Below are 23,176 nucleotides of genomic sequence, written 5' to 3'. Positions count from 1 at the left end.
CCTTTCGGCGTCCGATTCCCGGTCGGCGGGATTTGTCTTGGGGCTTTTGGCTTTCGCCGCGGCCCTTTCGACATTCACTACGTTAGCGCATTCTCTCGGCGACTCATAATCGAGTCTCGCGGCTTCGAATTCGGGCACACGGGCGCGCCGAAATCGACCCCGCTGAGGGGTTGTAGCTAGGTAGTGGGTGGCCGCTCCGGCTGCTGGCTATTGCCGTACCCGGTTCAGTGGCTCGGGCCACATTACGCACCTTCGTAGGGTGCGTCAACTTGAGCGGCGCCTCGGCGCATGGGCCCGATAGGGGCTCACCGTCGGGTCGTTGGCCACCCAATAGCGCCAGGGATGGATGTCGCCGTTCCCGCCTTCGCCGGCGACTCCGGTGCGGGGGCCGCTTCGTACCTGGTCAGCGGGGACGGGCATACCGGTCAGCATGCGCAGCGGGGTCTCGCCCAAGGCGCACGCGTCCGTGCCGTCCAGGCTTCGGTCGACTTCCAAGGCCGTCGCCAGGCGGGCCGGGCCCTTGGCCAGTTCCTTGTCGTTCCGGGCCGAAAGTCGCCGTTTGCGAGCCAGTTCGACGCCCTCGACGATCTCGCCGGCGCGGAGAAGGACGGCGCTCGCCCGGCCCTCGGGCCCGCAGACGAGGTTCATGCAGTGCCACATGCCATAGGTGAAGTAGACGTACACATGGCCGGGCGGCCCGAACATCACCGCGTTGCGGGCGGTGCGACCGCGGTAGGCGTGTGAGCCGGGGTCGTTCGGACCGTCGTACGCCTCCACCTCGGTGAGGCGCAGGGCGATCGGGCCGTCGGGGGTCGTGCGGACGAAGACGCGGCCGAGCAGGTCCGGTGCCACGTCCAGGACCGGGCGGTCGAAGAACTCTCGGGGCAGTGGCGTACGGTCCGGGGGCGCGATCATGCCGTCCGAGGGTAGTGCAGCCGGGACACCGGGTCGGCGGAACCGGTCGGGGACGGATCGCGTTTGTAGGGGTCGAGGGTCCTTCGTAAAGGGAGAGTCAATGGCGTTCAAGAAGCTGCTCGCGAGCCTCGGTGCCGGTGGGGCGTCGGTCGAGACCGTGCTGACCGAGGTCAATGTCGTGCCGGGCGGGGTCGTCCAGGGTGAGGTGCGCATCCAGGGCGGGTCGGTGGACCAGGCCATCGAGGGGCTGTCCGTCGGTCTGCAGGCCAAGGTCGAGGTGGAGAGCGGCGACCAGGAGTACAAGCAGGACATCGAGTTCACGAAGGTGCGGCTCGGTGGGGCCTTCGAGCTGCAGGCGGGTGCCGTGCACGCCGTTCCGTTCGGACTGGAGATCCCCTGGGAGACGCCGGTCACCATGATCGACGGGCAGGCGCTGCGCGGGATGCACATCGGGGTGACGACCGAGCTGGCGATCGCGCGTGCGGTGGATTCCGGCGACCTGGACCCGATCAACGTGCATCCGCTGCCGGCGCAGAAGGCGATTCTGGACGCCTTCATCCAGCTGGGCTTCCGCTTCAAGAACGCGGACATGGAGCGTGGTCACATCCGGGGTACGCGTCAGCGGCTGCCGTTCTACCAGGAGATCGAGTTCCACCCGCCGGCGCAGTACCGGGGTCTGAACCAGGTCGAGCTGAGCTTCGTGGCCGATGAGCACGCGATGGACGTCGTACTGGAGATGGACAAGAAGCCGGGCCTGTTCAGCGAGGGCTCGGACACCTACCGGTCCTTCCAGGTGGGGCAGCACGACTGGCAGGGGACCGACTGGGCGGCTTATCTGAACCAGTGGCTGTCCGAGGTCGGCAGCAAGCGCAACTGGTTCTAGGCTCGGAAGCTGCTGGTTGCAGATCATCGATCAGGAGGTACCGAGGTGACCGAGCTCAAGCGGCGGCCGCTCCCCCACGACTTCCATCCGCCCGTGCCGTCGTTCACCGTGACGAGCGCGGACCTCGCGGAAGGTGCGACGTTGGGCAGCGCCCAGGTCTATGCGGAGGGCAACACCTCGCCGCAGCTGCGCTGGGCGGGCTTCCCCGCGCAGACCAAGAGCTTCGCCGTGACCTGCTACGACCCCGACGCGCCGACCGGCAGCGGGTTCTGGCACTGGGTCCTGTTCGACATCCCGGCCTCCGTGACGGAGCTGCCGGCGGGTGCGGGCAGCGGGAAGTTCGAGGGGCTGCCCGAGGGTGCGCTGCATGTGCGCAACGACTACGGGTCGAAGGACTTCGGTGGTGCCGCGCCGCCGCCCGGGGACGGGCCGCACCGGTACGTCTTCACGGTGTACGCGGTGGATCAGGAGAAGCTTGGACCGGACGCCGATGTCTCGCCCGCCGTGATCGGCTTCAATCTGCGGTTCCACGCGATCGCGCGTGCGCAGCTCATCGGTGAGTACGAGAATCCCGCGCAGAGCTGAGCGCAGCGCCACGATTCAGCTGAGCGTTCATTGAACGTTTGCCCGCCCCCGGTCTTGGAAGTGATCGGGGGCGGGCATTTTTTATTGCGTTGTCCATCTCGGCGCGCCCGTCCAGAGTTGATCCAAGCCCGCCGGGGGTGGGCAGGTGCGCACGGGAGGTGGGCTGGATGCGGGACACACTGGTTCTGAATGCGAGCTTCGAGCCGCTGTCGACGGTGACGCTGAATCGAGCCGTCGTCCTGGTGCTCCAGGACAAGGCCGTCGTGGAGGCTGCCCATCCCGAACTGCGCATGCGCGGTGCCGATGTGGACATACCCGCGCCCCGGGTGATCAGGCTGTGCAGATATGTACGGGTGCCGTTCCGAAGACAAGCTCCCTGGTCGAGGCGGGGTGTGCTGGTCCGGGACCGGCACCGGTGCGCGTACTGCGGGCGCAGGGCCACAACCGTGGACCATGTGCTGCCGCGGGCGCAGGGTGGGCAGGACACCTGGCTGAACACGGTGGCCGCGTGTGCCGAGGACAATCACCGCAAGGCCGCCCGGACTCCTGAGGAGGCGGGGATGACCTTGCTGAAGGAGCCGTTCGAGCCGACGCCGGCCGATGCGATGCTCTTGGCCCTGGGCCGGGACGACTTCGACGCGCTTCCTGAGTGGCTGGCTCGTGATGCGGCCTGATCGTCTGCCCGGCGGTTTCAGTCGGCGGCTGCGGGTCGTGTGTGGTTTCTCGCGCAGTTCCCCGCGCCCCTGAAGGGCGCGGGAGGAACCCCGCGTTCTCCAGCGGCGCTCAGTCGATGCTGGGCTTCTCCCAGCGGTCCGGGCCGTTGTTCTGGGGCGGGACGGACTTGCCGTTGTTGCCCGAACCGCCGCCCAGGGGGCCGAAGTTGCCCATGGCGCCGGAGAGGCCCTTGAGGGCGTCGCCGATCTCGCTGGGGACGATCCAGAGCTTGTTGGCGTCGCCCTCGGCGATCTTCGGGAGCATCTGGAGGTACTGGTAGCTCAGCAGCTTCTGGTCCGGGTCTCCGGCGTGGATGGCCTCGAAGACCGTACGGACCGCCTGGGCCTCACCCTCGGCGCGCAGGGCGGCGGCCTTGGCCTCGCCCTCGGCGCGCAGGATCTGGGACTGCTTCTCGCCCTCCGCGGTGAGGATGGCGGCCTGGCGCGTACCTTCGGCGGTGAGGATCGCGGCGCGCTTGTCACGGTCGGCGCGCATCTGCTTCTCCATCGAGTCCTGGATGGAGGTGGGGGGCTCGATGGCCTTGAGTTCCACGCGGTTGACGCGGATGCCCCACTTGCCCGTCGCCTCGTCGAGGACGCCGCGCAGGGCGGCGTTGATCTCCTCGCGGGAGGTCAGGGTGCGTTCGAGGTCCATGCCGCCGATGATGTTGCGGAGCGTGGTGACCGTCAGCTGCTCGATCGCCTGGATGTAGCTGGCGACTTCGTAGGTGGCCGCGCGGGCGTCCGTCACCTGGTAGTAGATGACCGTGTCGATGTTGACGACCAGGTTGTCCTGGGTGATCACCGGCTGGGGCGGGAACGGTACGACCTGTTCGCGCAGGTCGATGCGGTTGCGGATGGTGTCGATGAACGGGACCACGATGTTCAGGCCCGCGTTCAGGGTGCGTGTGTAGCGGCCGAAGCGCTCGACGATGGCGGCGCTGGCCTGTGGAATGACCTGGATGGTCTTGATCAGGGCGATGAAGACCAACACCACCAGAATGATCAGGACGATGATGACCGGTTCCATCGTGGTCCCCGTACCCCTCTCCGCCTCGGCGCCTTCGGCAGATCTCATGCTTGCAGAAGATCTTGCTGGTCGAGTCTGTCAGACTTCGCCCAACTCGTGGGCCGGTTGTCTCAGATGACGATGGCGGTGGCCCCTTCGATGTCCACGACGTCCACCTCCTGGCCCACTTCGTAGGCGCGGTCGGTGGCGAGGGCGCGAGCCGACCAGATCTCTCCGGCGAGCTTGATACGGCCGCCGGAGCCGTCGACGCGTTCCAGGACGACGGCCTGCCTGCCCTTCAAGGCGTCGATACCGGTGGCGAGTTGGGGGCGTTGCCTGCTGTGCCGGGCCGCGATGGGGCGGACGACGGCGATGAGCGCGACGGAGACGACGACGAAGGCGAGGACCTGGATCACGGTGCCGAGGCCGAGTCCCGCGACGACCGCCGCCGCGACGGCTCCCACCGCGAGCATGCCGAACTCCGGCATCGCCGTCACCACGAGCGGGATTCCGAGTGCCCCCGCGCCGACGAGCCACCACACCCATGCGTCGATGTCGTCCACGTGGTCATGGTAGGACCGGGGCCGGGCGGCGGACAGGGCGCGAACCGGGGTTGGGGCAGCGTCAGGACAGCGGCAGGCCCTGAGCGGTCCAGCGCTCGCCGACCTGTTCGACGACGAGCGGGAGACCGAAGCAGCGGGAGAGGTTGCGAGAGGTCAGTTCCAGCTCGATCGGCCCGGCGGCGAGCACCTTGCCCTGACGGATCATGAGGACGTGGGTGAAGCCGGGGGCGATCTCCTCGACATGGTGCGTGACCATGATCATCGAGGGGGCGATGGGGTCACGGGCGAGTCGGCCGAGGCGGCGCACCAGGTCCTCGCGGCCGCCGAGGTCGAGGCCGGCGGCGGGCTCGTCGAGCAGGAGCAGCTCGGGGTCGGTCATCAGGGCGCGGGCGATGAGGGTGCGCTTGCGCTCGCCCTCGGAGAGGGTGCCGAACTTCCGGTCGACGTAGTCGGTCATGCCGAGACGGTCGAGGAAGGCGCGGGCGCGCTGCTCGTCGACCTCGTCGTACTCCTCGTGCCAGCCGGCGGTCATGCCGTAGGCGGCGGTGAGGACGGTCTGCAGGACGGTCTGGCTCTTGGGGAGCTTCTCGGTCATGGCGATGCCGGCCACGCCGATGCGCGGGCGCAACTCGAAGACGTCGACCCTGCCGAGGGTGTCGCCGAGGATGGTGGCGGTGCCCTTGCTGGGGAAGAGGTAGCTGGAGGCGACGTTCAGGAGGGTGGTCTTGCCGGCGCCGTTGGGGCCGAGGATGACCCAGCGCTCGCCCTCCTTCACCGACCAGGAGACCTGGTCCACCAGAGCCCGGCCCTCGCGGACCACGGATACGTCCTGAAGCTCCAGAACATCGCTCATGAGCGCGTTGTCTCCCCTTGCAGTGTGGCCGGTCTCGGCTCTCGCGTACGCCTGTGGCTCGGTCCGCCGCGCCGGTGGGCGCAGCCCCCATGAAATCTACGCCACGAGTGCCCGGCTCCATTCCATCGGTCCGGTCCTTAGGGTGGAGGCATGCTCTCGGAACCGCGTTCAGGACGCCTTGCCGCTTGGGGAAATGCCCTTTTGGCCGGACTTGTCTCGCCGGATGACGCCGTTCTCGCCATTGTGGGCGAGGACACGGTGCACCGGGTGGAGGGGCTGCCCGGGGAGTCCGCGCCGGTCGGGCTGACGCTCGCGCTGGGGCGGCTGCGGACGCTGGGGGTGACCGGCTTGCGGGTGGCACTGCCCGCGCCGGGGCATCCGCTGGGTCTGAGCGGGCCGCCGGACTTCAATGCGCGGGCCTTGGCGGCCGAGGAGGCGGTGGTCTGCTTCGGTGCCGCGTACGGCCTGGTGCCTGAGGCGTACGAGGCCGGGCCCGAGGGTGATGTACATGCCGAGGTGGTCTGGCACGTACTGCCGGTGCGGGAGGCTCCGCCGGCCGACGTGCCGTCGCTGGGCGAGGCCGAGCGGGAACTGGCGGAGGCGCTGCACGAGGCGACCGCGGTGCTGTCGAAGCTGGATGTCGCCGGGTCGGGCCCGGTGGCGGAGGCGGCGATCGACGCGTACCGGGCGCGGGCCGAGCGGGGGCGCGAGGTGCTGGCGCCGGGATACCCGCCGCGTGCGGTGCGGGTGTTGGAGCTGGCGCAGCGGGTGGGGCTGCTGGTCTCGCTCGCGCACGACCGGGGGCACGGGGCGGCGGTCACCTCCGCGGAGATGGCTGCCCGGTCCGAGGCTCTGCGACCTGTGGAGCGGACGGCCCGGAGGGCGCAGGTCGCGGCGTACAACTCCATCGTGGAGGAGCGGGAGCGGGGGGTGCGGTAGGCCGCCCGGTTCCTGACGGCGGCGGGGGGGTCCGAAGGGCGGCGCCCCTCGGACCCCTATCGGCCTGGACGGCCTCGTCCTCGCAGCGCCGGACGGGCTGAGGGGTGAGCGGTACCAAGCCGACAGGCCCCCCGGTGCACACGGGAGGCCTGTGGTCGCTGTGGGCCGCGCCTCAGTGGTTGGTGGCGCTGTTGCCGAAGGCCGGGTTCAGCACGCCGACCACGCTCAGGCTGTTGCCGGACACGTTCACGGGGATGTGCACCGGGGCCTGGATGACGTTGCCCGAGACAACGCCCGGGGAGCCCTGGGCGTCGCCGCAGGCGTGGGCGCCGCCCGTGGCGGAGGCCATCCCCGCACCTGCGGCCACCAGGCCACCGGCCACCATCGTCACGGCCGCGGCCTTCTTCAGGTTCTTCACTTTCCAACCCCTCCTAGACATTCACCGCGGCGGTTCGCCGCAGCACGCACTGAGAACGGCGGAGATCGCCGGTGGTTGCGCCGTCCGGGGGACATTCCCACGACGGTATGAATCTCAGTCCATAGCCTGACCCTTCACGTTGCCCTCGGTGATGCCGTGGCGAGGGCGTTTCAGCCGGTCAGGCCGTGGCGAACGGCCCACAGCGCGGCCTGGGTGCGATCGGCGAGGTCGAGCTTCATCAGGATGTTGGAGACATGCGTCTTGACGGTCTTCTCGGACAGGACGAGGGCGCGGGCGATCTCGCGGTTGGAGCGGCCGTCCGCGATCAGGCCGAGCACCTCGCGCTCCCGCTCGGTGAGCGAACCGCCTCTGCTCTGTGGGGAGTTGGCCTCGTCCTGGGAGAGCAGGACGCCGGCGACCTCCGGCTGGAGCAGGATGTGTCCGGCGTACACCGAGCGGATGGCGCCGGCGAGGGCGTCGGGGTCCACGTCCTTGTAGACATATCCGGCGGCGCCCGCACGCAGGGCCGGTACGACCGTGCGCTGCTCGGTGAAGCTGGTGACGATCAGCACGCGCGCGGGGTTGTCCAGTTCGCGCAGGCGGCGCAGGGCGTCGACGCCGTCCATGCCCGGCATCTTGACGTCCATCAGCACGACGTCCGGTCGCAGTTCCTCGGCCTGGGCGACGCCCTCGGCGCCGTCGGCGGCCTCGCCGACGACCTCTATGTCGTCCTGCACTTCCAGGAAGGTGCGCAGGCCCCGGCGGACGACCTGGTGGTCGTCGACGAGCAGCACCCTGATCGCGTCAGCCACCGGGGACCTCCATCTCGATCGTGGTGCCCTTGCCGGACACCGATTCCACGGTCAGCGTGCCGCCGACGCCGCTCGCGCGGTCCCGCATCGAGACCAGGCCGAGATGCCGCCCGGCGCGGCGGACCGCCGTCGGGTCGAAGCCGCCTCCGTCGTCGGTGACGCGCAGCACGGCCCCGCCGCCGCGCCGCCGCACGCTCACGTCGACGTGCTCGGCGCCGGAGTGGCGCAGTGCGTTGTGCAGGGCCTCCTGGGCGACCCTGAGCAGGGCTTCCTCCTGGGCGGCGGGCAGGGCGCGAAAGCCGGTGCTGGCGAAGGTCACACGTGCGGTGTGGGCGCGGTCGAGCACCTGGGTCTGGGTGCGCAGGGTGGCGATCAGGCCGTCCTCGTCCAGGGCGGCGGGGCGCAACTCCACGACGGCGGCGCGCAGTTCGTCCGCGGCCTCGGCGGCGAGCGCGGCGACCTGGTGCAGTTCGCCCTTGGCGCGGGCGGGGTCGCGGTCGACGAGGGCCGCCGCGGCCTGGGCGGTCAGGCGCAGCGAGAAGAGCTTCTGGCTGACCGCGTCGTGCAGTTCGTGTGCGAGGCGGGAGCGCTCCTCGGCGATGGTGAGTTCGCGGCTGCGTTCGTAGAGCCGGGCGTTGGTGAGGGCGATGGCGGCGTGCTGGGCGAGGATGGCGAGCAGTTCCTCGTCCTCGGCGGTGAAGCCGCAGCCGCCCTCCGGCTTGGGGCAGTTCTTGTTCGCCAGGAAGAGGGCCCCGATCACCTCGTCGCCGTCGCGGATGGGCAGGCCGAGGAAGTCGGCCAGGTCCGGGTGCGCGGCCGGCCAGCCCTCGAAACGGGGGTCCTTGCGCACGTCGGCGAGGCGCTCGGGGCGGGCCTCGTGCAGCATCGCGGCGAGGATGCCGTGCTGGCGGGGCAGCGGGCCGATGGCCTTCCACTGGGCATCGCTGACGCCGTCGACGACGAACTGGGCGAAGCCGCCGTGGTCGTCGGGGACGCCGAGGGCGGCGTACTGCGCGTCGAGCAGCTCGCGGGCGGAGGCGACGATCGTCTTGAGGACGTCGCGCACCTCCAGATGCCTGCTCATGGCCAGCAGCGCGGAACTGACCGCGGCGAGGCCGGACCGGGGGCCTTGACTCATGACCTCACGGTACCGGCGGGGTGTGACAGCGGGGATCGGACCTGTGGCGGCCGTGCCCGGTCCGTCGGCCCTAGGACCGCCGGTGTAGGTCCCCGGGCCCCGGACGTGCGGAGTACGCCGAAGGACCCCTCCGTTTCGGGGCTCGCGTCCGAGGCGGCCGGGGCGGTGCCGTCCCTACGTTGTGGTCACCGCCCGACGGCGGGCGGTGGGCGACGAGGGGACGGTAGTCATGCCGGTGGCGATCATCACGGGGGCCTCGAAGGGCCTGGGGCGGGCGCTCGCGACGGCGCTGGCCGCGCGGGGCTGGGATCTGGTGCTGGACGCCCGGGGCGCGGCCGCCCTGCGGGAGGCCGCGCAGAGCGTCGCGGGGCACGGCACGCGCGTGGAGGCGCTCGCCGGGGATGTGGCGGATGCCGGGCACCGGGCCGCGCTGGTGGCGGCCGCGGGTCGGCTGGGCGGGGTGGATCTGCTGGTGAGCAATGCGAGCGCGCTGGGGTCCGAGCCGCTGGTCCGGCTGGCCGAGCTGCCCCTGGAGGGACTGCGGCGGGCGCTGGAGGTGAACGTGGTGGCCGCGCTGGGCCTGGTCCAGGAGGCGCTGCCGCTGCTGCGCCGGGCGCCGGGCGGCACGGTGATCGCGGTCAGTTCGGACGCGGCGGCCGAGGCGTATGCGACATGGGGCGGCTACGGCGCCTCGAAGGCTGCCCTGGACCAGCTCGCGGCGGTGCTGGCCGTGGAGGAGCCCGGTCTGCGGGTGTGGGCGGTGGATCCCGGGGACATGGCGACCGACCTGTACGCGGCGGCCGTACCCGGCGACGGTGATCCGCGTCCGGCGCCGGACACGGTCGTACCGGCGTTCCTGCGGTTGATCGAGGAGCGCCCGGCCGGTGGGCGGTACGCGGCGCCGACACTGCTGGAGCGGCGATGAGGACGGGGTTTCGGGTACCGGAGGGGCTGTCCGCGCGCGTGCCCGTCGAGCAGCGCGGTCCGGGGCTGGACCGGGACGCCGTACGGCTGCTGGTGTCGTGCGGTACGCGGGTGACGCATCACGCGTTCTCGGAGCTGCCCCGGCTGCTGCGGGCCGGGGACCTGCTCGTGGTGAACACCTCGCCCACGCTGGCCGCGGCGGTGGACGGGCGGATCGGGCACGCGCGCGTGGTGGTGCACTTCTCCACGCGCGGGGACGACGGCCGGTGGGCGGTCGAGCTGCGGGAACCGGACGGACGGGGTACCACGCACCCGCGTGCGGGCACGCGCGCGGGGACAGAGGGGATAGAGGGGATAGAGGGGACGGAGGTGGTACTGCAGGGGGCGGGGCGGCTGGTGCTGGAGGAGCCGCTCGGCCCGCGCGGGCAGCGGCTGCGGTGGGCGCGGGCGGCCGGGGACGTGCTGGAGGTGCTGCGCGCGCACGGGCGGCCGATTCGTTACTCCTATACGGAGCGGGATCAGCCGCTCTCGGCGTACCAGTCGGTGTTCGCGCTGCCGCCGCCGGACGGGGCGGGCAGCGCGGAGATGCCGAGTGCGGCGCGGCCGTTCACCGCGCGGCTGGTGGCGGAGCTGGTGAGCCGGGGTGTGTGGTTCGCGCCGGTCACGCTGCACACCGGGGTGGCGTCGGCGCAGGCGCACGAGCCGCCGTATCCGGAGCGGTTCGTGGTGCCGGAGGCCTCCGCGCGGCTCATCAACGCCGTGAAGGCGGGCCGGACCGGGCGTGCGGCGCCTGCCGGGCCGAGCGGTGGCGGGAGGGTCGTCGCGGTCGGTACGACGGCCGTACGGGCCGTGGAGTCGGCGGCCGGGCCGGACGGGGTGGTGCGGGCGGCCGAGGGGTGGACGGATCTGGTCGTGACGCCGCAGCGCGGGGTGCGGGTGGTGGACGGGCTGCTGACCGGGCTGCACGAGCCGGAGGCCTCGCATCTGCTGATGCTGGAGGCGGTCGCGGGGCGGGCCGGGGTCGACCGGGCGTACGAGGAGGCCCTGCGGGGGCTCTACCTCTGGCACGAGTTCGGCGACGTCCATCTCATCCTCCCGGAGGAGAGCCCTCACACAGAGCGTTGCGACGGCAACTCCTGGTGAGACTGTTACGTCTCCGATGTGAGCCCGCACATAGGGCCCACATCACGTACGACCGGACATAGGAGGTAAACCCTCCCGGGGTGAACGGGGCAGACGGTCCAATCTGTCCCGTTTTGCCCTTCCCTGATCCACTATCGAGGATCGTACGTCACACCTTTGCCTGGGCATTTTGCGGCCGCTAAGAATTGCTCCCGTCGCTCAGCGCCGCGGGTCTTCGGACCCCGGCGTTCGTGCGGGAGGACCGATTCCCCCGGCGGACGCAGGAGCGACCTCCGCGCCAACGAAGAGGTCCAGCAGCCATGCCCAAGAACATCCTCAGCCGTGCTCATAGCAGTACCCTGACCAAGCAGACCAAGATCGCCATCGCCGGCGTCGCCGCCCTCGGCACCGCCGCCCTGGCCCTCTCGGCCGTCCCCGGCAACGCGGACACCGTCACCACCGGCGCCCCGGCCACCACCTCGCAGGTCGCCGCCGGCGCGACGCTGAAGAACGTCAAGGGCACGGTCACCGACCAGCTCGCCACCGAGTCGGTCAAGCTCGACAAGCTCGCCGCGCAGAAGAAGGCCGCCGCCGAGGCCGCCGCCAAGAAGGCCGCGGTCGACGCCGCCGCCAAGAAGGCCGCGCAGGAGCGCGCCGGCCAGCCGGCCGCGAACCGTTCCGCCGAGCGTCTCGACATGCAGCCGGTCGCCGCGAAGATCTACGCGAACAACCTCGACGGCTGGATCCGGCAGTCGCTGGACATCATGAAGCAGCACAACATCCCGGGCTCCTACTACGGCCTGCACCGCAACATCATCCGTGAGTCCTCGGGCAACCCGATGGCCATCAACAACTGGGACATCAACGCCGTCAACGGCATCCCGTCCAAGGGCCTGCTCCAGGTCATCCAGCCGACGTTCAACACGTACCACGTGCCCGGCACGTCGTGGAACATCTACGACCCGGTTGCCAACATCACCGCCGCCGCCAACTACGCGGCCCACCGGTACGGCTCGATGGACAACGTCAACAGCGCGTACTGAGGTCGGCGCGGACCTCTGACGTACGCCGAAAGGGCGGCACCCCGCTGGGGGTGCCGCCCTTCGGCGTTGCCGAGCCTGCGACCGGCTACTTGCGCATGACCTCCGGCTCGTGGCGACGCAGGAAGCGGGCCACGAAGAAGCCGCAGATCACACCGAGCAGGATCAGGATGACCATGTCCATGCCCCAGGCGCCGGCCGTGTGGTTCCACAGCGGGTCGGTACTGCCCGGGTCGTCGGTGTTCGGGGCGATGTTGTTGAAGTCCAGCGTGGTGCCGGCGGCGGCCACACCCCAGCGCGACGGCATGAGGTACGACACCTCGTTCACACCGAGCGTGCCGTGCAGGGTGAACAGGCAGCCCGTGAAGACGACCTGGATGATCGCGAACATCACCAGCAGCGGCATGGTCTTCTCGGCGGTCTTCACCAGCGAGGAGATCACCAGACCGAACATCATCGAGGCGAAGCCGAGCGCCATGATCGGCAGGCACAGTTCCAGGAGGGTGGAGGCGCCGAGGATGAGCCCCTGGTCGGGGATGTCACGGCTGGAGAAGCCGATCACGCCGACCAGCAGGCCCTGCAGCACGGTGACGGTGCCGAGCACGACCACCTTGGACATCAGGTACGCCGACCGGGACAGGCCGGTCGCCCGCTCCCGCTCGTAGATCACCCGTTCCTTGATCAGCTCACGCACGGAGTTCGCGGCGCCCGCGAAGCACGCGCCGACCGCGAGGATCAGCAGCACCGTGGTGGCGGTGCCGTTGGGGACGTGCAGGCCCGTCTGCGGGTTGATCGCCGCGTTGACCCGCAGGCCGCGGTTGTGCTGGATCGGCAGGCTGACCGCGCCGAGGACCGCCGGCAGGACCACCGACAGCAGCAGGAAACCGCGGTCGGAGGCGATGACCGACACATAGCGCCGGATCAGGGTCAGCAGCTGCGAACCCCAGGCCTGCGGCTTGGGCGGCCTGATGGCCTGCGGCGGAGGCATGTGATGCACGGACTGCGGAGCGACCGAATCGATGTCCGCCGCGTACATCTGGTAGTGCTGCGAGCCCTTCCAGCGGCCCGCCCAGTCGTAGTCGCGGTAGTTCTCGAAGGCGGAGAAGACATCGGCCCAGGTGTCGTAGCCGAAGAAGTTCAGCGCCTCCTCCGGCGGGCCGAAGTAGGCCACGGAGCCGCCCGGCGCCATCACCAGCAGCTTGTCGCACAGCGCCAGCTCGGCCACCGAGTGGGTGACGACGAGGACCGTACGGCCGTCGTCGGCGAGGCCGCGCAGCAGCTGCATGACATCGCGGTCCATGCCCGGGTCCAGACCGGACGTCGGCTCGTCGAGGAAGATCAGCGACGGCTTGGTGAGCAGCTCCAGGGCCACCGAGACACGCTTGCGCTGGCCACCGGAGAGCGAGGTGACCCTCTTCTCCTTGTGGACGTCCAGCTTCAGCTCGCGCAGCACCTCGTCGATGCGGGCCTCGCGCTCCTGCGCCGTGGTGTCGGCCGGGAAGCGCAGCTTGGCCGCGTACTTCAGGGCCTTCTTGACGGTCAGCTCCTTGTGCAGGATGTCGTCCTGCGGGACCAGACCGATGCGCTGACGCAGCTCCGCGAACTGCTTGTACAGGTTCCGGTTGTCGTACAGCACCTCCCCCTGGTTGGCGGGCCGGTAGCCGGTGAGCGCCTTGAGCAGGGTGGACTTGCCGGAGCCGGACGGGCCGATGACCGCGACCAGGGACTTCTCCGGGACGCCGAAGGAGACGTCCTTCAGGATCTGCTTGCCGCCGTCGACCGTGACGGTCAGATGGCGCGCGGAGAAGGAGACCTCACCGGTGTCGACGAACTCCTCGAGCCGATCGCCGACGATACGGAAGGTGGAGTGGCCGACGCCGACGATGTCGGCCGGGCCCAGCTGCACCGAGCCGCCCTTGGCGATCGGCTGGCCGTTGACGTAGGTGCCGTTGTGCGACCCGAGGTCGCGGATCTCCAGACGGCCGTCGGGCGTGGCGTGGAACTCGGCGTGATTCCTGGAGACCTGCAGGTCGGAGACGACCAGGTCGTTCTCCAGGGCACGGCCGATGCGCATGACCCGGCCGAGGGAGAACTGGTGGAACGTGGTCGGGCTGCGGTCGCCGTGGGCCGACGGCGCCCCCGCGCCACCACCGGGTGCCTGCTGCGCGAACTGATCGGCGGAAGCCGACTGCTGCTGCGGGAACGCGGGCGCCTGCTGCTGCCAGTCCGGCTGCGGGGCCTGCGGCTGCGCGGGCGCCTGCTGCGGGATCGATGCCTGCGGCGGTGCGCCGGCCGCCTGCTGATGTGCGGCGGCCGCCTGCTGCGGGGCCGGCTGAGCCCAGCCGGGCGCGCCGGCGCCCTGCGCGGCGTACGGCGCCGGCTGCTGCTGGCCGGCGGCGGCTCCGGAGAGGTTCAGCCGCGGTCCGTCGGTCGCGTTGCCGAGGTGCAGCGCCGCGCCCGGACCGATCTCCATCTGCTGGATCCGCCGGCCCTGCACGAAGGTGCCGTTGGTGCTGCCGTGGTCCTCGATGACCCAACTGCGGCCGTTGAAGCTGACCGTCGCATGCCGCCAGGACACCCTGGCGTCGTCGAAGACGATGTCACCCTGCGGATCGCGGCCGAGGGTGTAGGGCCTGGACGGGTCGAGCGTCCAGGTCTGTCCGTTTGATTCCAGTACGAGTTCCGGCACTCCATGCCCCACTGAGTTGTCCCCCGAAGTTACCCCCATCACAGGGAGTCTAGGGATGTCGAACATCGTGGGGAACTATTCCAGGCTCCGCCCTCTGACCGAAAGCCGGGCCTTGTCATGAGCGCCCGCGCGCGCTCCAACTCGCCCCCTCGACGGGGTTGAAACCGGGCCGGAGAGTGGTAATTCCGGCGAGGGGGACAAGCGCGGCCGCGCCGCGTGTGGGGGTCTGCCAGGAAGCGGATCGGGGGGCTGCGATGAACACCGCCATGAGGGCCGGCGGGAGTGCCGGGCGCGCGCGACGCGCTTCGGCGGTGCCCGTCAGGGACGTCCTGCTGTCCGCGATCGCCGCGGTGAGCTGGGCGTTGACGGCAATGGCGGGCACGGCCGCGCTCGGCCTGCACCTCCTGAAGGCGGACGCGGCGGGTCCACTGGGCCCCATGACGGCGGCCGTTGTGGCACTCGGGGCGGGTGGTTCGGTCACACCGTCGGGCAATGTGTCCGCCTTCGGCCTGAAAGGCGCGGAGTCCCACATCGCCGTCGAGATCGCGCCACTCGGGGTGGGCCTGGTCGGTGCCCTGCTGGTGTCGTGGTTCTTCCTACGGTCCCTGCGTACGGCCGGAGTTGCCGTCGCGCCCGCCGAACTCCTTGTCCGCGCGGGCACGGTGGTCGCGCTCTTCGTGGCGATGCTGGCCGCTCTCGCCCAGGCCGGTCATGACGTCGTCACCGTCGACGGCGGCTCGCTCGCGCCGCACCGGATCGACGCCCTCGTCCATGCCAAGGCCGCGGTCGGCTTCAGGGTGGACACGGCGGCCACGCTCCTCGGTGGCGCGGGCTGGTGCAGCGGCGCCTTGCTGATCGCCCTGCTCGCCTCCCGGCGCACCCCCCTTCCGCCCGGTTGGTCCGTCGTGCACCGGGTGGTACGGCCCGCGGTCTCGGCGCTCGTGACCGTACTGCTGACGGCCGTCGCGGCGGGGCTCGCGGCGGCGGCGTACGCGGCGATCGGCGACGACCACCCGGGGCGGATCGCGGGCGCGGCCCTGCTCGGTGCGCCGAACGGCGTCTGGCTCGGCCTTCCCCTCGGTCTCTTCGTCCCCTGGGACGGCCACGCCACCGGCGTCCTCGCCGGGTTCCTCCCGCACCCGCTGGACCGGCTCCTCGGCACACGGTCCGACGGGCCCGTGACGCTGGGCCGTCTGGCCGAGCTGGACGGCCGGGTGTGGCTGCTGGCCGTGGCGGCGGCCCTGGCGATGCTGCCGGCCGGTGTCCTGACCGCGCTGCGCACGCCGGTACTGCGACCGCCCGACAGCGCCCTCGGGCTCGCCGCCCGGTGCGCCCTGGGCCTCGGCATCAGCACCGCGCTCGCCCTGCCGCTGCTCGCCCGTCTGACGGACGTCTCCCTGACCGCCTCCCTGTCCGTCCTCGGCGCCGACGCCCTCGGCACGGCCCTCCGTCTGCACGGCCACCTCGGCGCGGCTCTCCTGCTCGGCGCGGCGTGGGGAGCGGGCGCGGGAGCGGGCGGAGCCCTGACGGCTTGGGCGACCGGGGCGGTGGGGGTGCGGGCCGTACGGACGACCGGGGCGGTGGGGGCGCAGGCGCCACGGGTGGGCGAGGCAGCGGAGGCGAGGGCGGTGGGGGCGACGGAGGCAGCGGGAGGCCGGGCGGGGCGTGGCGCGACGGCGAAGCGGGGGGCGGCGGAGCGAGAGTGGCCGCCGGAGCGGGGCGGGGCGGCGGAGGCGGGCATGCCGGCAGAGCGGCACGGGTCGGTGGGGCGGCACGGGCCGGTAGAGCGAGGCGGGGCGGTGGGGGCATCGACCGGGAGCGGCTCCGGTGCAGGAGGTGGCCGGCGACCTGGGGAGGACGGTGGTCCTGGGCCGTACGCACCGAGTGCGCCGTATCGGCCGCCGAACCCGGACACGAACCCCTATCTCCATCTCCAGGTGCCGGAGGACCTGCGCGACGCGGCGCCGGAGGCCGGGCAGGACGGTGCCGGCGGGCGGCCGCCCTCAGCGCCGCCGGGGAAGCCGGGGCACCGCGGGTGACTCGGCCGGAGCAGCCGCCCGGGATCGCCCCCGGCCCTGCCCGTCAGGGCATCTCGTGGCACAGTCGTGGTGGAGCCGGGGCCGCCGTGCCGGGCGCGCGAGGTGTCTCGCGGTCGCAAGATCCCTGACACCGGGGCGACACCCATTGTTCCGTGTCCGTCAGGCGGACCTCGGCGGCGGACGGCACTGGGTGCCGGATACGGTGGTGACACCATGAGCGCTTCGCAGACCGCTGCTTCACAGACCCCCGAGGTCCCCACTCTCCTTGTCAAGATCTTCGGCAAGGACAGGCCGGGCATCACGGCGGGCCTCTTCGACACCCTCGCCGCGTATCTCGTGGACGTGGTCGACATCGAGCAGGTCGTCACCCGGGGTCGCCTGGTGCTGTGTGTGCTGGTCACCCAGCCTCCGGCCGGCCTGGAGGGCGATCTGCGGGCGACCGTGCACAGCTGGGCCGAGTCGATGAAGATGCAGGCGGAGATCATCTCGGGGCACGGCGACAACCAGCCGCGCGGCCTCGGGCGCTCGCTGGTGACCGTCCTCGGCCATCCGCTGACCGCCGAGTCGACAGCCGCCATCGCCGCCCGGATCGCGAAGACCGGCGGCAACATCGACCGTATCTTCCGTCTCGCCAAGTACCCGGTGACGGCTGTGGAGTTCGCCGTCTCCGGTGTGGAGACCGAGCCGCTGCGCACCGCTCTCGCCTCCGACGCGGCGGCACTGGGTGTCGACGTGGCCGTGGTGGCGGCGGGGCTGCACCGGCGCGCTCAGCGTCTCGTGGTGATGGACGTGGACTCGACCCTGATCCAGGACGAGGTCATCGAGCTGTTCGCGGCGCACGCCGGCTGTGAGGACAAGGTCGCCGAGGTGACGGCGGCGGCGATGCGCGGGGAGCTGGACTTCGAGCAGTCGCTGCACGCGCGCGTGGCGCTGCTGAAGGGGCTGGACGCCTCGGTGGTGGAGAAGGTGCGCAACGAGGTCCGGCTGACCCCGGGGGCCCGCACCCTGATCCGCACGCTGAAGCGGCTCGGCTACCAGGTCGGGGTCGTCTCAGGTGGCTTCACCCAGGTCACGGACGATCTGAAGGAACGGCTCGGCCTGGACTTCGCGCAGGCCAACACGCTGGAGATCGTCGACGGCAGGCTCACCGGCCGGGTCACCGGCGAGATCGTGGACCGCGCGGGCAAGGCGCGGCTGCTGCGCCGGTTCGCCGCGGCGGCCGGGGTGCCGCTGTCACAGACGGTGGCGATCGGCGACGGCGCCAACGACCTGGACATGCTGAACGCGGCCGGGCTGGGTGTCGCCTTCAACGCCAAGCCGGTGGTCCGCGAGGCGGCGCACACGGCGGTGAACTTCCCCTTCCTCGACACCGTCCTGTATCTGCTGGGCATCACCCGCGAAGAGGTCGAGGCGGCGGACACGCACGACGAGGACTGACCCCGCTCCGGCCGTCCGGGACACCCCAGGGCCCGGTGCCGCCTCTGTGGTGCCGGGCCCCTTCGTCCGTCAGCTGTGCGGAGTCCAGAAGTCCACGAGCTTGGCCACGCCGTGCTCCACGGACTTCCAGGAGCCCTCGAAGCTGAGCACCGCGAAGGCGGCGGTCGGGAAGCCGCTCTGGTTCATCCGTGCGAGGAGATCGCCGTCGGCTTCTCCCGCGAGGGCGTCGGCGAGCGCGTGGACGCCCGGGTTGTGGCCGATCAGGACGAGGTCGCGCACGTCGTCCGGTGTCTCGTTGAGCAGGGCGATCAGCTCGCCCAGGGAGGCCTCGTAGACCCGCTCCTCATAGACGGTCCTCGGTCGCTGCGGGAACTCCTGGACGGCGAGCTTCCAGGTCTCGCGGGTCCGGACCGCGGTGGAGCACAGGGCCAGGTCCAGGGCGATTCCGGTGTCCGCCAGCCTGCGGCCCGCGACCGGGGCTTCCTGACGGCCGCGCTCCGCGAGGGGCCGTTCGTGGTCGGCTTCCTGGCCCCAGTCGGCCTTCGCATGCCGGAGGAGGACGATCCTGCGAGGTTGTTCGACGCTCATGGCGCCCAGCTTCGCATGAAACGGGCCGTGCGGCGCAGGGAGTTGACATGCGGATTCACCGCGCACAGGGGCTTGTGGTCAGCGCGTGAGAAGTTGCTGGGCGCGCTCGAAGAGATGCGTGATCGCGGGGTCGCTGCTCGCCGCGTGTGCGTCGGACGGGTTCAGTATGAGCACGAGCAGCGCGATGAAGGCGAGCGCGGGCAGCGCGAGGGCCCACCAGGGCAGCCGGATGTCCACGCCGCCCGTGGTCGCCGGGTGGGGCCGGGAGTGGGTGCGGGCCGACATGATCGCCTCCGTGGGGCTTCGAGCGGGTCCGTGACCGCGTCGTGCGGTCACATCTCGAAGCTACGGAATCCGGGGCCGCCAACCCATCCGGACTTCCACCCAGTTGACCCTGACCCTCACCCCCTAGGGGATGGTGGGGCTAGCCCCACCATCCGCCCGCGGAGGCGGTCCGGGAAGCGGCCGTCACGGGGAGGCGAGGGTCGCGACGATGGCGATGATCACGAAGATGGCGAAGAACGAGCCGAAGACGATCACCATCTTCTTCTGGCCGTTCTGCGGGTTCGGGTCGAGCACAGGCTGCATGCGCCCAGTTTCGCACCCGCCCTCGGGCGCCCGGCGCCGGGGTCGGCACACCACCCCCGCGGGACCCACCCGCGAAGGTCAGCCCGCGGTCGCCTCCTCCTCCACCGTGCGGTCGCGGCCCGCCAGGAAGCCGACCACCATCTGCGGCACCATCAGGGCCGCCATGAGGGCGATCGGCACCCCCCAGCCGCCGCTCTGCTGGTAGAGCACGCCGACCAGCAGCGGGCCGGGGATGGAGATCAGGTAGCCGGTGCTCTGCGCGAACGCGGACAGCTGGGCCACGCCCTGGCCGCTGCGGGCCCGCATCCCGACCATCGTCAGGGCCAGCGGGAAGGCGCAGTTGGAGATGCCGAGCAGCAGGGCCCAGGCCCAGGCGCCGCCGGCGGGCGCGAGGTACAGGCCGGCGTATCCGGCGAGCCCGCACACGCCCAGGACCAGCACGATGGGCCCCTGGTGGGGCAGGCGGGTGGCGACCCGCGGGATGACGAAGGCCAGCGGCACGCCCATCGCCATGGTCACGGCGAGCAGCACGCCCGCGGTGCCGGCCGGGACACCGGCGTCCCGGAAGATCTGCGGCATCCACCCCATGGTGATGTACGCGGCGGTGGCCTGGAGGCCGAAGAAGGCGGCGAGCGCCCAGGCGGTGCGGCTACGGGTGATGCGCAGGGGCGCGGGCTGCGCCACGGACGCGTGGTGTTCCCGCGCCGGGCGCTCCTGCGGCGGTGCGGACGCGGCGGCGCGGCCGCGTACGAGCGGCAGCCAGGGCAGCACGGCGGTGCCCGCGAGGACGGCCCACACGGCGAGGCCGGACCGCCAGCTGCCGCCCATGGCGTCGGTCAGGGGCACGGTGACGGCGGCGGCGAGCGACGTGCCGAGGGCGAGGGCCATCGAGTACAGGCCGGTCATGGAGCCGACCCGGTCGGGGAACCAGCGCTTGACGATGACCGGCATGAGCACATTGCTGACGGCGATGCCCATCAAGGCGAGCGCGCTGGCCGCCAGGAAGCCGACCGTGCCGCCGAGGAACGGCCGTATCAGCAGGCCCGTGGTGATGGCGACCATGCCCGCGCACACGACGGCGGCCGGCCCGAAGCGGCGGGCGAGCCGGGGGGCGGTGACGCCGAAGACGGCGAAGCACAGCGGGGGCACGGAGGTGAGCAGGCCCGCCACGCTCCCGCTCATGCCGAGCCCGTCGCGGACCTCCTCCAGGAGCGCGCCGAGGCTGGTGATGGCCGGACGGAGGTTCAGCGCGGACAGCACGATGCCCACGACGACCAGGCGGGTCGTCCACGCGCGCGTGCGGCTCGCGCCGGGGGTCGTCTCGGGGGTTCTCGTCGCGGCGGCCGTACCGCGTTCGGGCGATGACATCGCCGTACGGGTCTCCACTGTCCGGGTTTCCTCACATGCCATGAGACCCATCATAGAATCATGGGATGATTGGTTGTCCACTCTCGGAGCGTCCAGGCCCGGGACTGTCGTGCGAAGGTGTGCCATGCCCTTGAGCCACCCGCGCCGTTCGGCGCTGTCCGAGCAGGTCATCGCGGAGTTGCGAAGCCAGATCACCTCCGGCGAATGGCCGGTCGGCTCGCGTATCCCGACGGAGCCGGAGCTGGTCGAGCAGCTCGGTGTCGCCCGCAACACGGTGCGCGAGGCCGTCCGCGCGCTCGCGCACAACGGACTGCTGGACATCCGGCAGGGCTCCGGCACCTATGTGGTGGCGACGAGCGAGCTGGCCGGTGTGATGCACCGCCGGTTCGCCGGCGCCGACCCCCGGCACATCGCGGAGCTGCGCGCGGCCCTGGAGTCGGCGGCGGCGAAACTGGCCGCCGAACGGCGCACCGAGAAGGACCTCAAGCAGCTGGACGCGCTCATGGAGCGGCGCGAGGAGGCCTGGGAGACGGGCGACGCGGAGGCCTTCGTGGCGGCCGACGCCACCTTCCACCTGGCCGTCGTGGCCGCCTCGCACAACGACGTGATGACGGCGATGTACGCCGATCTGGGCGAGGTGCTGCGGGACTGGCTGCGCGCGGACGTGGGCGCGGAGCTGACCCCCGAGACGCACATGGACCACGCCCGCCTGGTGGACGCGATCCGCGCCGGGGACGCGGAGGCGGCGGCGGCCGAGGCCGCGAGCTATCCGTTCCTGTGCCGGCCGGACCGGTTCAGCGCGCGCTCCGGCGGCTGAGCCGGACGGGGCGGACTTCCCTCCGGCACCGACCCGCGAGCCGTACGGTCATGGCGGGCCCGGTGTCCACCGGTGCGCTGTCGGTGTCGCCGTCCCCACCGTGGCGCACCGCGGTGCCTCGCCCCAGGCCGTCGCCGCGTCCCCGTCGACGTGTCCCGTGTCCCCTGCGGCACGGCCGAGGCCCGCGCCCCGGAAGGGACGCGGGCCTCGGCCGTCGCTCATGCGTCGGCGGCGGTCACGCGCCGATCGCGTGCAGACCGCCGTCGACGTGGATGATCTCGCCGGTGGTCTTCGGGAACCAGTCGCTCAGCAGGGCGACGATGCCCTTGCCGGCCGGCTCCGGGTCCTTCAGGTCCCACTCCAGCGGGGAGCGGCTGTCCCACACGGAGGCCAGCTCGCCGAAGCCCGGGATGGACTTGGCGGCCATGGAGCCGATCGGGCCCGCGGAGATGAGGTTGCAGCGGATGTTCTGCTTGCCCAGGTCACGCGCCATGTAGCGGTTGGTGGCCTCCAGGGCGGCCTTGGCCGGGCCCATCCAGTCGTACTGCGGCCAGGCGAACTGGGCGTCGAAGGTGAGGCCGACGACCGAGCCGCCGTTCTGCATCAGCGGCAGGCAGGCCATGGTCAGGGACTTCAGGGAGAACGCCGAGACGTGCATGGCGGTGGCCACCGACTCGAACGGGGTGTTGAGGAAGTTGCCGCCGAGCGCGTCCTGCGGCGCGAAGCCGATGGAGTGCACGACGCCGTCGAGGCCGCCCAGCTCCTCGCCCACGACGTCGGCCAGCCGCGCGAGGTGCTCCTCGTTCGTCACGTCCAGCTCGATGACCTTGGTGGGCTTCGGCAGCTTCTTGGCGATGCGCTCGGTCAGCGTGGGTCGCGGGAACGCGGTCAGGATGATCTCCGCGCCCTGCTCCTGGGCCTGCTTGGCCGCGTGGAAGGCGATGGAGGACTCCATCAGCACACCGGTGATCAGGACGCGCTTGCCCTCGAGGATTCCGCTCATGGTGATCAGTGACCCATTCCCAGTCCGCCGTCAACAGGGATGACGGCTCCAGTGATGTACGAGGCGTCGTCCGAGGCGAGGAACCGCACCGTCGCGGCGATCTCCTCCGGCTGCGCGTAACGGCCGAGCGGCACCTTGGACACGATCTCCTGGCGCTGCTCGTCGGTGAGTGCCTTGGTCATGTCGGTGTCGACGAAACCGGGCGCGACGACGTTGAAGGTGAGGTTGCGCGAGCCCAGCTCACGGGCGAGGGAGCGCGCGAAGCCGACCAGGGCGGCCTTGGAGGCGGCGTAGTTCGCCTGACCCGCGGAGCCGAGCAGGCCGACCACGGACGAGATCAGGATGACGCGGCCCTTCTTGGCGCGCAGCATGCCGCGGTTGGCCCGCTTGACGACGCGGAAGGTGCCGGTGAGGTTGGTGTCGATGACCGAGGTGAAGTCCTCCTCGGACATGCGCATCAGGAGCTGGTCCCTGGTGACGCCGGCGTTGGCGACGAGGACCTCGACCGGACCGTGCTGGTCCTCGATCTCCTTGTAGGCCTGCTCCACCTGCTCCGGGTCGGTGATGTCGCACTTGACGCCGAGGAACCCGGCCGGCGGCTCACCCGAGCGGTACGTGATCGCGACCTTGTCCCCGGCATCGGCGAATGCGCGGGCGATGGCGAGGCCGATGCCCCGGTTTCCTCCGGTGACGAGAACCGAGCGGCTCAACGGATCACCCTTTCCCTAGCGGT

At 71.3% G+C, this 23,176-nt stretch carries 24 protein-coding genes; 10 read left to right on the top strand and 14 right to left on the bottom strand.

The window, feature by feature from the left end; genetic code table 11:
* Positions 1 to 264: 264 nt before the first annotated feature.
* Entirely contained in the window at positions 265 to 915 is a 651-nt protein-coding gene (locus AQI95_RS22240) for a DNA-3-methyladenine glycosylase (RefSeq protein WP_067126249.1), read from the bottom strand.
* A gap of 100 nt (positions 916 to 1,015) precedes the next feature.
* On the opposite strand from AQI95_RS22240, the gene AQI95_RS22235 reads away from it, so the two are divergent.
* The 3 genes from AQI95_RS22235 (at position 1,016) to AQI95_RS22225 (ending at position 3,057) form a co-directional block, all read left to right on the top strand.
* Entirely contained in the window at positions 1,016 to 1,798 is a 783-nt protein-coding gene (locus tag AQI95_RS22235; protein WP_067126246.1) for a sporulation protein, read from the top strand.
* Between the two features lie 45 nt (positions 1,799 to 1,843).
* On the top strand, positions 1,844 to 2,383 hold the full coding sequence (locus AQI95_RS22230; RefSeq protein ID WP_067126243.1) for a YbhB/YbcL family Raf kinase inhibitor-like protein: 540 nt from the start codon (positions 1,844 to 1,846) through the stop codon (positions 2,381 to 2,383).
* A gap of 167 nt (positions 2,384 to 2,550) precedes the next feature.
* Positions 2,551 to 3,057 carry an HNH endonuclease gene (locus AQI95_RS22225; protein ID WP_067126240.1) on the top strand — a complete coding sequence of 169 codons (507 nt, stop codon included), beginning with the start codon at positions 2,551 to 2,553 and terminating at the stop codon, positions 3,055 to 3,057.
* A 109-nt stretch (positions 3,058 to 3,166) separates the two neighbouring features.
* Here AQI95_RS22225 and AQI95_RS22220 read toward each other — a convergent pair whose 3' ends face one another.
* The 3 genes from AQI95_RS22220 to AQI95_RS22210 form a co-directional block, all read right to left on the bottom strand.
* A complete protein-coding gene (locus AQI95_RS22220; RefSeq protein WP_067126237.1) occupies positions 3,167 to 4,126 on the bottom strand; it encodes an SPFH domain-containing protein in 960 nt (319 codons plus the stop codon).
* Positions 4,127 to 4,236: 110 nt separating this feature from the next.
* Positions 4,237 to 4,668 (bottom strand): NfeD family protein, encoded by a 432-nt coding sequence (locus AQI95_RS22215; protein WP_067126234.1) that lies wholly within the window; start codon positions 4,666 to 4,668, stop codon positions 4,237 to 4,239.
* A 61-nt stretch (positions 4,669 to 4,729) separates the two neighbouring features.
* Positions 4,730 to 5,521, bottom strand: a complete 792-nt coding sequence (locus AQI95_RS22210; RefSeq protein ID WP_067126231.1) for an ABC transporter ATP-binding protein — start codon at positions 5,519 to 5,521, stop codon at positions 4,730 to 4,732.
* Positions 5,522 to 5,671: 150 nt separating this feature from the next.
* On the opposite strand from AQI95_RS22210, the gene AQI95_RS22205 reads away from it, so the two are divergent.
* Positions 5,672 to 6,460: a hypothetical protein gene (locus tag AQI95_RS22205; protein WP_079071388.1), complete on the top strand. Its 789-nt coding sequence runs from the start codon at positions 5,672 to 5,674 to the stop codon at positions 6,458 to 6,460.
* 172 nt (positions 6,461 to 6,632) lie between these two features.
* Here the strand turns inward: AQI95_RS22205 and AQI95_RS22200 are convergent, their stop codons facing one another.
* From AQI95_RS22200 to AQI95_RS22190, 3 genes are all read right to left on the bottom strand, one after another.
* Positions 6,633 to 6,878: a chaplin gene (locus tag AQI95_RS22200; RefSeq protein ID WP_067126225.1), complete on the bottom strand. Its 246-nt coding sequence runs from the start codon at positions 6,876 to 6,878 to the stop codon at positions 6,633 to 6,635.
* Positions 6,879 to 7,048: 170 nt separating this feature from the next.
* Entirely contained in the window at positions 7,049 to 7,690 is a 642-nt protein-coding gene (locus AQI95_RS22195) for a response regulator (protein ID WP_067126222.1), read from the bottom strand.
* Entirely contained in the window at positions 7,683 to 8,828 is a 1,146-nt protein-coding gene (locus AQI95_RS22190; RefSeq protein ID WP_067126219.1) for a GAF domain-containing sensor histidine kinase, read from the bottom strand. The genes AQI95_RS22195 and AQI95_RS22190 overlap by 8 nt, the downstream gene beginning before the upstream one ends.
* A gap of 229 nt (positions 8,829 to 9,057) precedes the next feature.
* Here AQI95_RS22190 and AQI95_RS22185 point away from each other — a divergent pair, with 229 nt between their 5' ends.
* The 3 genes from AQI95_RS22185 to AQI95_RS22175 all read left to right on the top strand — a co-directional run bounded on the left by AQI95_RS22185 (position 9,058) and on the right by AQI95_RS22175 (position 11,917).
* Complete coding sequence (locus AQI95_RS22185) at positions 9,058 to 9,753, top strand: SDR family NAD(P)-dependent oxidoreductase (RefSeq protein WP_067126216.1); 696 nt, start codon at positions 9,058 to 9,060, stop codon at positions 9,751 to 9,753.
* On the top strand, positions 9,750 to 10,895 hold the full coding sequence (locus tag AQI95_RS22180; RefSeq protein WP_067126215.1) for an S-adenosylmethionine:tRNA ribosyltransferase-isomerase: 1,146 nt from the start codon (positions 9,750 to 9,752) through the stop codon (positions 10,893 to 10,895). The genes AQI95_RS22185 and AQI95_RS22180 overlap by 4 nt, the downstream gene beginning before the upstream one ends.
* A 299-nt stretch (positions 10,896 to 11,194) precedes the next feature.
* Positions 11,195 to 11,917, top strand: a complete 723-nt coding sequence (locus AQI95_RS22175) for a transglycosylase SLT domain-containing protein (RefSeq protein ID WP_067126214.1) — start codon at positions 11,195 to 11,197, stop codon at positions 11,915 to 11,917.
* Between the two features lie 85 nt (positions 11,918 to 12,002).
* On the opposite strand, the gene AQI95_RS22170 is transcribed toward AQI95_RS22175, so the two are convergent.
* The gene (locus tag AQI95_RS22170; protein WP_425264892.1) at positions 12,003 to 14,642 is read right to left on the bottom strand and encodes an ABC transporter ATP-binding protein/permease; all 2,640 of its coding nucleotides are present in this window, start codon (positions 14,640 to 14,642) and stop codon (positions 12,003 to 12,005) included.
* Positions 14,643 to 14,869: 227 nt separating this feature from the next.
* Between AQI95_RS22170 and AQI95_RS22165 the strand changes: the two genes are divergently transcribed.
* A complete protein-coding gene (locus AQI95_RS22165) occupies positions 14,870 to 16,642 on the top strand; it encodes a streptophobe family protein (RefSeq protein WP_244188811.1) in 1,773 nt (590 codons plus the stop codon).
* 213 nt (positions 16,643 to 16,855) lie between these two features.
* Positions 16,856 to 18,079, top strand: coding sequence for a phosphoserine phosphatase SerB (gene serB / locus AQI95_RS22160; RefSeq protein WP_067126206.1), 1,224 nt, complete (start codon positions 16,856 to 16,858; stop codon positions 18,077 to 18,079).
* Positions 18,080 to 18,148: 69 nt separating this feature from the next.
* Here serB and AQI95_RS22155 read toward each other — a convergent pair whose 3' ends face one another.
* From AQI95_RS22155 to AQI95_RS22145, 4 genes are all read right to left on the bottom strand, one after another.
* A complete protein-coding gene (locus tag AQI95_RS22155; protein ID WP_067126203.1) occupies positions 18,149 to 18,667 on the bottom strand; it encodes a SixA phosphatase family protein in 519 nt (172 codons plus the stop codon).
* A 78-nt stretch (positions 18,668 to 18,745) separates the two neighbouring features.
* Positions 18,746 to 18,952 carry a hypothetical protein gene (locus AQI95_RS22150; protein ID WP_067126198.1) on the bottom strand — a complete coding sequence of 69 codons (207 nt, stop codon included), beginning with the start codon at positions 18,950 to 18,952 and terminating at the stop codon, positions 18,746 to 18,748.
* Between the two features lie 183 nt (positions 18,953 to 19,135).
* Entirely contained in the window at positions 19,136 to 19,255 is a 120-nt protein-coding gene (locus tag AQI95_RS49855; protein WP_279617016.1) for an SGM_5486 family transporter-associated protein, read from the bottom strand.
* A 78-nt stretch (positions 19,256 to 19,333) separates the two neighbouring features.
* Positions 19,334 to 20,677, bottom strand: coding sequence for a CynX/NimT family MFS transporter (locus tag AQI95_RS22145; RefSeq protein WP_208614236.1), 1,344 nt, complete (start codon positions 20,675 to 20,677; stop codon positions 19,334 to 19,336).
* 70 nt (positions 20,678 to 20,747) lie between these two features.
* Between AQI95_RS22145 and AQI95_RS22140 the strand changes: the two genes are divergently transcribed.
* The gene (locus AQI95_RS22140) at positions 20,748 to 21,440 is read left to right on the top strand and encodes a FadR/GntR family transcriptional regulator (protein ID WP_067126195.1); all 693 of its coding nucleotides are present in this window, start codon (positions 20,748 to 20,750) and stop codon (positions 21,438 to 21,440) included.
* Between the two features lie 235 nt (positions 21,441 to 21,675).
* On the opposite strand, the gene fabI is transcribed toward AQI95_RS22140, so the two are convergent.
* Together fabI and fabG are read right to left on the bottom strand one after the other, a co-directional pair.
* Complete coding sequence (gene fabI / locus AQI95_RS22135) at positions 21,676 to 22,443, bottom strand: enoyl-ACP reductase FabI (protein ID WP_067126194.1); 768 nt, start codon at positions 22,441 to 22,443, stop codon at positions 21,676 to 21,678.
* A 5-nt stretch (positions 22,444 to 22,448) separates the two neighbouring features.
* Positions 22,449 to 23,153 carry a 3-oxoacyl-[acyl-carrier-protein] reductase gene (gene fabG, locus AQI95_RS22130; protein WP_067126193.1) on the bottom strand — a complete coding sequence of 235 codons (705 nt, stop codon included), beginning with the start codon at positions 23,151 to 23,153 and terminating at the stop codon, positions 22,449 to 22,451.
* Positions 23,154 to 23,176: the final 23 nt, after the last annotated feature.

This window comes from Streptomyces yokosukanensis (assembly GCF_001514035.1).
In the GTDB taxonomy this organism is placed as follows: domain Bacteria; phylum Actinomycetota; class Actinomycetes; order Streptomycetales; family Streptomycetaceae; genus Streptomyces; species Streptomyces yokosukanensis.
This window is presented reverse-complemented; position numbering and strand designations above follow the sequence as displayed.

Coding starts and splice junctions, on each gene's coding strand:
- AQI95_RS22240 (WP_067126249.1), bottom strand. CDS start 915: ATGATCGCGCCCCCGGACCGTACGCCACTGCCCCGAGAGTTCTTCGAC.
- AQI95_RS22235 (WP_067126246.1), top strand. CDS start 1,016: ATGGCGTTCAAGAAGCTGCTCGCGAGCCTCGGTGCCGGTGGGGCGTCG.
- AQI95_RS22225 (WP_067126240.1), top strand. CDS start 2,551: ATGCGGGACACACTGGTTCTGAATGCGAGCTTCGAGCCGCTGTCGACG.
- AQI95_RS22220 (WP_067126237.1), bottom strand. CDS start 4,126: ATGGAACCGGTCATCATCGTCCTGATCATTCTGGTGGTGTTGGTCTTC.
- AQI95_RS22210 (WP_067126231.1), bottom strand. CDS start 5,521: ATGAGCGATGTTCTGGAGCTTCAGGACGTATCCGTGGTCCGCGAGGGC.
- AQI95_RS22205 (WP_079071388.1), top strand. CDS start 5,672: ATGCTCTCGGAACCGCGTTCAGGACGCCTTGCCGCTTGGGGAAATGCC.
- AQI95_RS22190 (WP_067126219.1), bottom strand. CDS start 8,828: ATGAGTCAAGGCCCCCGGTCCGGCCTCGCCGCGGTCAGTTCCGCGCTG.
- AQI95_RS22185 (WP_067126216.1), top strand. CDS start 9,058: ATGCCGGTGGCGATCATCACGGGGGCCTCGAAGGGCCTGGGGCGGGCG.
- AQI95_RS22180 (WP_067126215.1), top strand. CDS start 9,750: ATGAGGACGGGGTTTCGGGTACCGGAGGGGCTGTCCGCGCGCGTGCCC.
- AQI95_RS22175 (WP_067126214.1), top strand. CDS start 11,195: ATGCCCAAGAACATCCTCAGCCGTGCTCATAGCAGTACCCTGACCAAG.
- AQI95_RS22170 (WP_425264892.1), bottom strand. CDS start 14,642: ATGGGGGTAACTTCGGGGGACAACTCAGTGGGGCATGGAGTGCCGGAA.
- AQI95_RS22165 (WP_244188811.1), top strand. CDS start 14,870: ATGAGGGCCGGCGGGAGTGCCGGGCGCGCGCGACGCGCTTCGGCGGTG.
- serB (WP_067126206.1), top strand. CDS start 16,856: ATGAGCGCTTCGCAGACCGCTGCTTCACAGACCCCCGAGGTCCCCACT.
- AQI95_RS22155 (WP_067126203.1), bottom strand. CDS start 18,667: ATGAGCGTCGAACAACCTCGCAGGATCGTCCTCCTCCGGCATGCGAAG.
- AQI95_RS22150 (WP_067126198.1), bottom strand. CDS start 18,952: ATGTCGGCCCGCACCCACTCCCGGCCCCACCCGGCGACCACGGGCGGC.
- AQI95_RS49855 (WP_279617016.1), bottom strand. CDS start 19,255: ATGCAGCCTGTGCTCGACCCGAACCCGCAGAACGGCCAGAAGAAGATG.
- AQI95_RS22145 (WP_208614236.1), bottom strand. CDS start 20,677: ATGATGGGTCTCATGGCATGTGAGGAAACCCGGACAGTGGAGACCCGT.
- AQI95_RS22140 (WP_067126195.1), top strand. CDS start 20,748: ATGCCCTTGAGCCACCCGCGCCGTTCGGCGCTGTCCGAGCAGGTCATC.
- fabI (WP_067126194.1), bottom strand. CDS start 22,443: ATGAGCGGAATCCTCGAGGGCAAGCGCGTCCTGATCACCGGTGTGCTG.